This window comes from Streptomyces sp. MMG1121, from assembly GCF_001280015.1.
Lineage (GTDB): Bacteria > Actinomycetota > Actinomycetes > Streptomycetales > Streptomycetaceae > Streptomyces.
The window spans coordinates 22,385-29,811 of the sequence record NZ_LGDV01000212.1; the positions used below are offsets into that span (position 1 = coordinate 22,385).

A 7,427-nucleotide genomic window follows, 5' to 3' on the forward strand; every position below is an offset into this window, starting at 1 on the left:
TTTCGAGTCTCGGGGCGGGCCGCCCGCCGCGTCCAATACCCTTCCGGGGCAATTGATACCTTGAGGGTATGGACCTTGATCTGCGCAAGCTCCGCTACTTCGTCGCAGTGGCCGAGCACCGGCACTTCGGCCGAGCAGCGGAACAGCTCTACATCGCCCAGCCGGTTCTCAGCCGCCAGATCAGGGCCTTCGAGCAGGATCTGGAGTGCACTCTGCTGGTGCGGACCACCCGCAGCGTGGAGCTGACCGCCGCAGGCAAACAGCTCTACGAGGAGGCGCAAGGGATACTCGCAGCTGTCGGCGCGGCGGTGCGGCGTGTGCACGACGCCGATCGGGGCACCCAACGGCTCGTTGTCGCCTTCTCCCCCGGACTGCGCGTGTCGGAGGCGATCCGGGCGTTCGCGTCGCGCTACCCGGACGTCGAGACCGACCTCGTACCGGCGCGCTGGTGGGAGCAGGACGCGCCGCTCCGGGACGGCCGGGCCCAGGTCGGGTACCTGCGGCGACCGTTCGACGACTCAGGGCTGCGCACCATCCGGGTCGGTCGTGAGCCCAGGGTCGCCTGCATGCCCGCGGCTCACCCGCTCGCACGCCGTCAGGAGCTCACCTCCGCGGACCTCGACGGCGAGCCGATGCTCGACGCACCGACGCGGCGGACGTCTTCACTCGAAGAGAAGTTCGAGCTCATCGCCTCCGGTCACGGCATCGCGCTCGTCCCGCTCAGTGTCGCGTGCTCCTACTCCCGCCCCGACCTCATCCATCGCCCCCTCACGGACGCCCCAGGGATCGAGACGTGCCTGGCCTTCCTCGTGGACCGGCGCGAGAAGCTGCTGCGCGACTTCCTGGAGATCGCCACCGCGACGCTGAGGCACACTGAGCGATCAGCTGACGGGACCGGGGCGCTCTGAGCCGTCAGCGGGCGATGACCTGAGTCATCTCCCCGCACTGGAAGGTCAGTTGGCGCATGCGATGTCGTCGAGCCGGACGTCCAGCTGGGCAAGACCGGGGTGGGCAGTCGGTCCGGCTGGTGCCAACTGCCGCAGCTCGTCGCGGTGGGCCTCTGTGACCTCCTGTCGCACAAGGGCGAAGGCGACAGAGCCGAAGACGGATCACGCGGATCGACAACCGCCTCGACCAGGCCCGTGACCTGCGATCCGCCACCAGCGCGGTCCGGCACGTCGGCCACGTGCCGGACCGGGATCAGGCATGTGGCCGACGGCGGTGAACCGCGGCGGGCGGGAGCGTCAGACTGTCACTGGCCGGCCGAGCACTCGGTCAGAAGGTCTGCGGCCAGCCGTCCAGCACGGAAAACTCCTTGGTCCGCGTCTCCCACTCGACGACGGGACTACCGTCCATTCGTTGAGCGACGTACTTGTCTCCCCGATACCACAACGCCTCGGAAACCCGCCTTCCATTGTTGGCGTAGGTCCTCCTGATGGTGTCCTTGACCCAGTGCTCATGCGTCTCACTGGAGGAATAGGTGGTCTTCAGACTGCTGGTGACGGTTGAACTGAGCCCTGCCGAGAATCCCTTGTAGGCAAAGCTCGCCTCTGCGGTAACCGAGATGCCCGTAAACCTCTCCACCTCCGTGGCGCTCGTCTTCGTGAGGCCGACAGTCGTCTCTTTGACCTCCTCGTGCTCCGAGTTGCCGGCGTGCTCGTAGAAGAACACCTGCTCCCAGTACCCGTACCGCTTGATGACGAGGTAGGGGTTGTTCTGGGACTGGTCGCCCGCCGAGCCGCCGCCGTCCTGTACCGCGAACGGCACCGCGGTCTGCCCGATCAGGACTTCCTGCGTCCGCAGCGGGAGCGGCTGGCTGTGACTCGTGAATCGGTTCACGTCACCGATCCCGCCCACCGGCATATCGATGGGCTGGAGGTCGATGACGGGCTTGTACTCGTCGACGATCTCGAACTTCCACGACTGCGCGTCGAGCGGGCTGCCGCTGTTCTCCCGGTACCACACGTCGAGCTTGCGGGGGCTGTCCGACCAGCTCTCGGGTGTGATCACCAGCCCCGTCCGCTTGTTGACGATCTGGGCGTACCCGTCGCCGCGGGGAACGAGGTACCACAGCTGGAACTCCAGGCTCGCGGTGCTGTCGATGTGGTACTGCTCGAGGTCGGCGGGCCCGGTCGACCAGCTTTGGGGCGTGAGGGCTAATCCGCTGTGTTTGTTCACGATGAGGTACGTGTCGTTGTCCATGGGGAACATGTGCCACGCCTGCTTGCTGCGGTCACCCGCCGAGGTTCCCTTGTGGTACTGCTCCACCTTGCTGGGCCTGGTTGACCAGCTCGCCGGTGTAAACGCCAGCCCGTTGCGCTTGTTGACGATCTGATACGTCCTGCCCGGCCCGAACTTCATTGTCGGCTCCTCAGTGCGGTCGCGGAAGAGCTACTGCCTTCCTCCTCGGCAGAGCTCACGAGGAGGAAGACTCTAACGACGCCGCACAGCGGCAATGCCAGGTTTGTTTCGCATTGGCCAATAAACGATAGGTGGCGGCTCAATACGCAGTGTGTACCAATTCTCAGCTCAAAGGACATCTGTCGCTCAGCCCTCGCCTGCGCTATGGGTCCAGGTTGTGTTGACCCTTGATAAAACACCGGCCTTGCGCAGGCAGATATCAGGACAGGGTGAAGGCGACTGCCACCCAGAATCCGCGTTTCGCGGAGAGCAGCACCGCTTCCGGACAGACGACGGCGATGGGGAGTTCGCCGCCCAGGCGCCCTGTCCACCCCGGTGAGATCCTGCTGCGCGGCTACCCCGTCAAGCAGCTGATCGGACAGCTCTCCTTCACCGATCAGGTCTGGCCGATGCTGCGCGGCGGACTCCCCACCGCCGCTCAGTCCCGCCTGCTGGAGGCCGCCCTGGTCGCAGCCGTCGACCACGGCCCCCAGGCACTCTCCATCGCCGCCGCCCCCATGGCCGCCACCTGCGGCCTCGGCCTCACCAGCGCCGTCGCCACCCGCGTCAACCCGCTCGGTGACACCCACGGCGGCTCCGGCCAGCAGAGCATGGAGGTCCTCGCCTCATTGCCGGACAGCGAGCGAGCCGGCACCGAACTCCCGCTGGCCGCACCGGAGCTGGCGGACCGTGATCGCACCGGCCACCGGCCTGTCTCCGGCTCCGGCCACCGCTTCCACCCCCGGGACCCGCGCCGAGCAGCAGTCCCCCCTCCCCTCTCGTGAGGGCCGCGGCCCGTCCGGGCGGGATGTGCAGAGGTCAGCCGATCTTGTCAGCCGACGGGCGGGGTGAGGGCGGTGCGGTCGAACGGCCCGCCGTGCGTGGCGGCGTACGCGACGGCGTCGTTGACGGCGTCGAGGGGGAAGGTCCGGACCCGTTCGAGAGCGAGATCGAGCGCACCCGACACGATGATCCGGATCATGCCGACGTTTGCGGAGCGGGGGTACATCCACTGCCCGCGCACGGTGACCGAGTTGCGCATGATCCACGGGTAGGGCAAGGCGAGGTCCGCGCCGCCGAGCATGCCGACGCCGCCCATGAGGACGATACGGCCGTACTCGCGGACGGTCATGGCCGCCGCACGCGACGCGGAGCTGGGTGCCGAGGGCGGGAGCAGGTCGATCACCATGTCGATCGGGCCCTCGGCCGCGGCGGACAGGGCCGCGTGGTCGGCGGCCTCGTCCCCGGTCAGTGTCACGGGGCGCACGCGTCGGCCGAATCGGTCGGCGAGGAGGCCGAGCGCGACACGGTTGCGGCCCGGTGCGATCACCCGGCCTGCGCCCATGGCCAGAGCCACGGCGACGGCGGCGCTGCCGAGGTTCCCGGTGGCCCCGCTGACGAGGAGCGTCTCGCCGGCTTCGAGTCCGCCCGCGAGCAGTCCACCGTAGGGGATCACGTACACGCCGAGCGAGGACCAGCGCACGGGATCGTACCCCGCTTCCGCGGGCAGGGGGTAGACGTTCTCCGTCGGCACCCGCATGAACTCGGCGAATGACCCGTCGTGCAGATACCGGGCGAGCCGGGCGCCGCCCTCGCCGCGGGAGCTCCAGCCCTGCAGTGTGATGTCGGGGGTCAGCGCATCGTCACGGGAGCGGACGGTGCAGTCGCACCACACCAGGTCACCGACGCGCAGCCGGGTGGCGTCGGGTCCGACGCTGACGACCCTCCCCACCCCGCCGACTCCTGGGACCACGGGAGGCACGAGCGGGTAGTTCCGCCGGCCGCTGAAGACCTCCTCGGCGTAGGGCGGGACACAGGTCGCCAGAACCTCCACCACCACCTCGCCGCCGCTCGACCGGGGATCGGGTACCTCCTGCACGGTGAGCGGGGCACCGAACTCCGTCAGGACTGCTGCTCGCATCTGCTGACCTCCTTGATGGCTCGTTCCGAGGCTAGGAGCACAGCTGGCATGCGCCAAGCGACGATCTGGCATCTGTGGTATGCGTAGTGCGCATGGACTTCTCCAGCACGGCACTACGGGTTCTGCGACAGGTCGCGGAGTCGGGAAGCTTCACCGCGGCGGCCTCCCGGCTCGGCTACACCCAGTCGGCGGTCTCACGCCAGGCGGCAGCCCTCGAACGCAGCGCGGGCGCCGTCCTGTTCGAGCGCCGTCCCTACGGGGTGCGGCTCACGCCCGCCGGCCTGGCCCTGCTGCGGCACGCCCGTACGATCCTGGACTCCGTCGCGGAGGCCGAGCGCGACCTCACCGGTGCCGCCCCGCAGAGCGAACTGGTACGGGCCGGGGTGTTCCTGAGCGCCGGTGCAGTGATCCTGCCCACCGCGCTCACCCGGCTCGCGGCGGCCAGCCCGCAGGTCACGGTCACCACGCGTGAGGGCACCACACCCGGCCTGATCCGGGCTCTGCGGGCGGGTTCGATCGACATCGCCGTACTGACGTCCCGCCCGCCGCACCGGCCGTCGGACGGCGAGTCACCCCGGCTGCACATCGACACCGTCGAGGACACCGAACTGCTCGTGGGCGTGTCGGCCACCGGTGTGTTCGCCGGCCGCAGCGCCGTGCACGTCGACGAGCTGGTCGACGCGCCCTGGATCGCCACCCCGTCATCGAACTCCGAGCCCCTGCTCGGTGTCTGGCCCGGCCTGCCCGGGCGGCCCCGCATCGTCCACACCGCGCGCGACTGGCTGACGAAACTGCAGCTGGTCGCCGGCGGTTTCGGCGTGACAACTGTGCCCTCCCGCATGTCGACGGTGCTGCCGACCGGCGTGAGCCTGCTGCACGTCGACGGCGTGCCTCCCGAAGTCCGCCGCATTCTCGTGGCGCGGCTGCCCGGCCCGCCGGCCCCGGGAATCTCTGCCGTCACCCGAGCGATCACGTCGGCTGTCTGACCCGTCGCCGTAGCCCCCGACGGGGACACTCGACGCGGCTGTGGCAAGTGAACCTCGCCCAGCCGTGGATCTGACTGCCTCTCGAACCCGGGGCAGAGGAACGTCTTTGGCAAGGCCGGGCCAGGTCACGGGAGCAGCTAGTGCTGTGACCGGGATGGTTCACCGTGGTCGGAAGGCGGCTCGCGGGACGAGCGCATGCGAAACGGCTGGTATTACTGGTGCATGCAGGAAGAGACCGCACGCTCCGCGATCGACACGTTCATCTCCGCGTTCAACGCCTCGGACGACAGCTATGTGACTGCCCTGCTCTCCCAGGCCCTGACCTCAGACGTGGTCTTCTGGGGGCCGTTGGGCCGCAGCGAAGGAATCGCGGCGGTCGAGCGGTTCGTGCTGGACATCCGACGCCACCCGGCGGGGACCGGCACGATGGTGCGCTGCTCAGCGGTGGACATGCCTGACGAGTGGGCCCGGTACCAGTGGGTCTTCACCACGCCGGATGGAGGCCCCCGCCTGGCGGGAACGGACGTCGTCCATCTGCGACGGAGCCTCATCGACCAGGTCATCGTCTTCGCGGGGGAGATCAAGCCGTCCGCCTCCTGAGTCATCCTTCTGTCGCAGTCCTTCTCCTGAACTTGCCCCCTTCGGCGCTCGGGGGCTGCGGTTCGCAGTTGGCCAGCCTGCGGTGTTGAGGAGGTGTCCGCCCCAGCGGATGCCCTTTTCGCTGCGGATGCGGGCACGTTCCTTGCGTTGGGCGGCGAGTACGTCGGGATGGCGGGCGTTGGTGTTGCGCCAGCGCAGGTAGCGGTGCGGTGCCTGGGTTTGCGCGGGGTGGCTGCGGCCCTGACCGTGGGTAGGCATCGCGCTGGCGCCGGCACTCGGCAGCCTGGCCGGGACGTCGGGAACAGCAGTGGCTCCCGTCTGTATTCAAGAGGGTCGAGCCTCGGGGCCCAGGAGGAATCCATCGACGCCGACGGCTGCGCCCCGGACGGGACCGGTCAGGCCGGTCTGGGAGAAGGGTCCTCAACCCTGGTCTTGGTTGGGCCTTGACCGTTCCCGTCACCGCCCATTAGATCTTGGTGCGCTGGAAGGTGATGCCCCGGCGCCGGAGCAGGCACCGTAACGCTTCACGGCCGATGCGGATGACACGTCCGTGCGCTTTCCCCAGGTAGGCGGCGAGTTTGCGGATCGACCAGCGGGTGAAGGGCTGGCCGAGCTTGCTGAGGCGAGTGGTGGCCGTCCGGATGACGAAGTCCTCGTCGTCACGACTGAGTAGTCGGGGACGGCCTCCCGCCCACTGAGGGTCCAGGCAGGCCAGGCCGATCTCGTTGAAGCGGTGGATCACATCGCGCACGGTGCCCTCGTCGGCCTGGACCAGCTGGGCGATCACCGGCACCCGGTTCCCGCCCGCCAAGGCGAGCAGCATCATCGCGCGCCGGTAGCGCACCGAACTCGTGCTGCCCGGCGCACGATCTGCTGCAGCTTCTGCCCCTCCTGGTCGGTCAGTCTGCGTGCACGGACAGGCTCAGCCACCGTGCCTCCAGCGATCGGATCGGACGTCACGGCACCTCCAACCGTCGCGACCACCAACCCGGCGAACCTTCACGGTCACAGCACTGACCGCCCAATGGCCCCGGCGGGCAGGGATGTTGGGCGGGTCATGGCCCTTGAACGTCGGCGATGAACCTGGGACGAGGAATTGCAGAGGGGGGCGCACGTCGCCTCGGTCCTCACCCGCACCTGCCGCGCCCGCCGTCGGTGCCGGTGCCCCCGATGCCGCCACAGGTGCCGGTGCCCCCGGCGAGGGTTGGGCCGGGGGTGACCGGGCTGCCAGCGGTACGGCCGTCCCGCCGGGGTTGGCCGGAGGGGGTGGCCGGGAGCCCGCGCCGGGGTCCGGGGGACGGCGGCGGCCGTCCCGTACTCCCGGCACAGCCGCTCCCCGTCCACCGGCCGGAACGCGTGCTCAGGGCCGGGCCCCTCACACGTCACCACCCGCGGCCGTGTTGAGGGTCGATCCGGCCAAAGGGGGGACTTACCAGCCCACGTCCGTCTGGCCTCCGGGCCGACCGTGGCCCGGAGTGCCTACGCTGTCACCGCTGCGGAAGGGCGGTGCCATGGATGCT

General features: G+C 69.2%; 6 protein-coding genes and 1 pseudogene. 4 read left to right on the forward strand and 3 right to left on the reverse strand.

The features are described 5' to 3' along the window. Nucleotides 1–68: 68 nt before the first annotated feature. Entirely contained in the window at nt 69–908 is an 840-nt protein-coding gene (locus ADK64_RS29610) for a LysR family transcriptional regulator (RefSeq protein ID WP_053663866.1), read from the forward strand. A 367-nt stretch (nt 909–1,275) separates the two neighbouring features. Here ADK64_RS29610 and ADK64_RS29615 read toward each other — a convergent pair whose 3' ends face one another. Further along, nucleotides 1,276–2,361, reverse strand: a complete 1,086-nt coding sequence (locus ADK64_RS29615; RefSeq protein WP_053663868.1) for an RICIN domain-containing protein — start codon at nt 2,359–2,361, stop codon at nt 1,276–1,278. A gap of 269 nt (nt 2,362–2,630) precedes the next feature. On the opposite strand from ADK64_RS29615, the gene ADK64_RS29620 reads away from it, so the two are divergent. Continuing rightward, nucleotides 2,631–3,185, forward strand: coding sequence for a citrate/2-methylcitrate synthase (locus ADK64_RS29620; RefSeq protein WP_053663870.1), 555 nt, complete (start codon nt 2,631–2,633; stop codon nt 3,183–3,185). A 47-nt stretch (nt 3,186–3,232) separates the two neighbouring features. Here ADK64_RS29620 and ADK64_RS29625 read toward each other — a convergent pair whose 3' ends face one another. After that, a complete protein-coding gene (locus ADK64_RS29625) occupies nt 3,233–4,321 on the reverse strand; it encodes an alcohol dehydrogenase catalytic domain-containing protein (protein ID WP_078992912.1) in 1,089 nt (362 codons plus the stop codon). Nucleotides 4,322–4,413: 92 nt separating this feature from the next. Here ADK64_RS29625 and ADK64_RS29630 point away from each other — a divergent pair, with 92 nt between their 5' ends. Both ADK64_RS29630 and ADK64_RS29635 read left to right on the forward strand, forming a co-directional pair. After that, nucleotides 4,414–5,307, forward strand: a complete 894-nt coding sequence (locus ADK64_RS29630) for a LysR family transcriptional regulator (RefSeq protein WP_053663873.1) — start codon at nt 4,414–4,416, stop codon at nt 5,305–5,307. Nucleotides 5,308–5,529: 222 nt separating this feature from the next. Then, on the forward strand, nt 5,530–5,907 hold the full coding sequence (locus ADK64_RS29635) for a nuclear transport factor 2 family protein (protein WP_053663874.1): 378 nt from the start codon (nt 5,530–5,532) through the stop codon (nt 5,905–5,907). A 472-nt stretch (nt 5,908–6,379) separates the two neighbouring features. Here ADK64_RS29635 and ADK64_RS29640 read toward each other — a convergent pair. Further along, nucleotides 6,380–6,837 (reverse strand): annotated as a pseudogene (locus tag ADK64_RS29640) (helix-turn-helix domain-containing protein); the annotation flags it as partial. Between the last annotated feature and the right edge of the window lie 590 nt (nt 6,838–7,427).

Coding starts and splice junctions, on each gene's coding strand:
- ADK64_RS29610 (WP_053663866.1), top strand. CDS start 69: ATGGACCTTGATCTGCGCAAGCTCCGCTACTTCGTCGCAGTGGCCGAG.
- ADK64_RS29615 (WP_053663868.1), bottom strand. CDS start 2,361: ATGAAGTTCGGGCCGGGCAGGACGTATCAGATCGTCAACAAGCGCAAC.
- ADK64_RS29625 (WP_078992912.1), bottom strand. CDS start 4,321: ATGCGAGCAGCAGTCCTGACGGAGTTCGGTGCCCCGCTCACCGTGCAG.
- ADK64_RS29630 (WP_053663873.1), top strand. CDS start 4,414: ATGGACTTCTCCAGCACGGCACTACGGGTTCTGCGACAGGTCGCGGAG.
- ADK64_RS29635 (WP_053663874.1), top strand. CDS start 5,530: ATGCAGGAAGAGACCGCACGCTCCGCGATCGACACGTTCATCTCCGCG.